Genomic DNA, 2653 nt, shown 5'->3' on the forward strand with positions numbered 1-2653 from the left:
CAGGCTGCTGAGCACGCCATTTCACGCGCCAGGCGCGGCTTGAAGGCAAGATGTCCGGTACAGAGCCGCGCTTCCTATGGAGCGGGCATCCTGGCCATCCAGATCGGTCATGATGATCTGGGTCTCATCGAAATCCTGGTCTCGACCAACGCGCTGCTCCTCGCTCAAAGTGAAGAGGGATGGTCAAACGAGGTACATCGGAGAGGCACACGCCTCGAATGGCATCGCGTCGTTGACCATGTTGCCATCGACCAGGGTCACTTTGTTCCCCCTTCCAACTTTGGTCAATTGATGAATGACACCCGTGTCGGACGTCACCTGAGCTACGGCCTAAAGGCTGACCCTTCACTCCATGTCGTGACCCTGGCGGGGTACACGCGCTGGGTGCGCTGCCTTTGCGCTGACCTGAGCACGATCAAGTGGCATCGACTTCAAGACTGAAGTTCATTCAGCAGAAATAGCTTGAGTACTTGTCACGACGTACTGATCTGACCGAGTCACAATGGTTGACCCTCCAGCCACCTCAGCCACCGCGTGGCCAGCGGTATGCAGATCACCGCATGGTAGTCAACGGTATCCCCTGGCGCCTGAAAACTGCGGCGCCGTGGCGCGAGATCCGTAAAGCTTACGGCCCCTGGGAAACCTGCCATGCCCGCATGGTGCGCTGGGAAAGCGCTGGCATCCGGACGCATATTCTCCGAACACGGCAATGTCTCGCGGACATGGCTGGCCATATTGATTGGCATGCAGCAGCCCTGGACAGCACCCGACTTCGCGCGCATCAGAGCGCGGTCGGCGCACGAAGTCAACAGGCTCGTGATGAGCCCCGTGACCCCGTACCGGCAGAATGGCTTGGCCTGTCCCGTGGGGGACGGACCACAAACATCCAACGGTGCGCGGATGGTCTCGCCCGGCCATTGAGCTTGGTGCTCAGTGAAAGGCAACGTGCAGATGGGCCCCTCAGCACCTGACACTTCGGGAATTTGACGTGTGGGTGGTCGGGAAAGGCGTCCTGAGCAGCTCAAGGCAGACCCAGAAGGCCTCCCCGCCCCACCGTGCGGCCTGACCCAGCACCTGCCACCCGATGCGCACCTGGCTCACCTCCGCCCGGCCTCGATTGTCCTGCCTTGCGGCGTGTTGCAACACGGTCTGCGCGCCCACCCGGGCCATCCACGCCAGCGCAAGGCATAGCAGACCGAATAACCGGGAAATCCGGTCAGGGGCGGTCATGTGCGTGGCTTCCAGGTTCAGCCCGCGGCCCTTCAACGACGAGAACGCGGACTCGATGCCCCAGCGGAGACGATAGGTCTTCAACACGTCCAGGATAGGCAAATCCGAGGCGACGATCACCCTGTCCCCTGCGGGGGACAGGGTGATGACCACGTGCATCCACCCGCCATACACCCAGGTCCGCGCGAAGAGCGTGCGGACTTCCCCGGGCTGGAGGGTCGTGAACAAGTCCCGGGCCAGGTCATCCAGGGCGCGGGTGTTCTCCCGGATGCGCAGACACTGCCGGATGCGTTTCCAGCGCAGGAATGAGCACCATTCCTGCCCGACGAACTCCCGGTCTGCGATGAGCACCGACCAGCGCCGGGCTGGAAGAACCTGGAGCAGCCGGGAGACCAGAAGGATGCGGGCCGCGGTGCTGCTGTTCCCTTAATGCGGGAGGATCGACCACACGAGGGGAATGACCGCGCCCCCGAGGATGGCGCCCAGGACCAGGATGTTCAGCGGTGTCTGACCATAGTGCCAGGTGGTGCGGTCCATGATCAGCGTCAACTTGCCGTCAGGGAGCAGAGGAAGCAGGACGTCCAAGACGTCCTGCGGGGTGAGCTGAGCGTCGTGGAAGACGCGGGCAACCGTGCGAGTCTTTGATTCCAGCGTCGCTTCCCTGGGGAGATGGAGCGCGATCTTACGGTGCAGGCTGGATTCGGCCTGGAGGAGCGCCAGGAGCACTTCCGCGAGCCGCCTCAGGGCATCGGTTCGTCGGTGAGGCAGGCAGCCTTTCAGGTGGGCGGCCAGCGTGTCAGCATGGAGGCGGGCAGGATTCTGGATCGTCACAGACCAAGATGCTGCCCTTTGCATGCCGCACTGCGTCCAGGACGCCATTCATCGCAAAGTGTCAGGTGCTGAGTCCTCCGGCTACTTCATTCCACCCGATCTCTCGGGCAGAGCTGAGAAGTCTCGTGGTCAAGTTCTGGCGTGGAGCTGCTCAATCAGACGGCGGAGATACCCGTTCAATTCAGCCTGCTCAGCCAATTGCCAATCTGCGTGCGGCGTCAGATGCGGGTGAGTGCCGATCTGCACAGCGAACCCGGCAGTTTCGAGCAGGTCAGCGTCATTGTCACTGTCTCCAAAAGCCACGGTGTAATCCAGCGGGATCCGTAGAGCGGCCGCAATGCGCCTTAGCGCCATGCTCTTGGTGGCGTTTTTGGGTGTCACTGAAACGAAATTTAAGTAAGGCTCAAGGCCGCCCGTGACCACCAGGTGAGGTTGCGTCGCCCGCAGGTGCTCCGCGTATGAAGCGGCTTGCGGGTGGCTGTAACGCACTTTATACGCGGTTTGTTTTCCTGCGGGCGTCAGGTAAGGGTAGTTGGCTGGAACCATGCCCGACACCACTGAAATGCGAGCGTCCGGGGCCTATCCCCGGACG

General features: G+C 61.9%; 3 protein-coding genes and 1 pseudogene. 2 read left to right on the plus strand and 2 right to left on the minus strand.

Going from position 1 to position 2653, the window contains the following annotated elements:
- Positions 1–441: hypothetical protein (locus tag IEY69_RS21545; RefSeq protein ID WP_189075119.1), on the plus strand; the 441-nt coding region annotated here is incomplete at its 5' end.
- 29 nt (positions 442–470) lie between these two features.
- Entirely contained in the window at positions 471–971 is a 501-nt protein-coding gene (locus tag IEY69_RS22165) for an IS5 family transposase (RefSeq protein WP_373291101.1), read from the plus strand.
- Here IEY69_RS22165 and IEY69_RS21555 read toward each other — a convergent pair.
- Positions 961–2085, minus strand: a pseudogene (locus tag IEY69_RS21555) (IS4 family transposase). The gene IEY69_RS22165 and the pseudogene IEY69_RS21555 overlap by 11 nt on opposite strands.
- Before the next feature lie 105 nt (positions 2086–2190).
- Positions 2191–2607, minus strand: a complete 417-nt coding sequence (locus tag IEY69_RS21560) for an HAD family hydrolase (protein WP_189075121.1) — start codon at positions 2605–2607, stop codon at positions 2191–2193.
- Positions 2608–2653 lie beyond the last annotated feature (46 nt).

Source organism: Deinococcus sedimenti, from assembly GCF_014648135.1.
GTDB lineage: Bacteria > Deinococcota > Deinococci > Deinococcales > Deinococcaceae > Deinococcus > Deinococcus sedimenti.

Coding starts and splice junctions, on each gene's coding strand:
- IEY69_RS21560 (WP_189075121.1), bottom strand. CDS start 2,607: ATGGTTCCAGCCAACTACCCTTACCTGACGCCCGCAGGAAAACAAACC.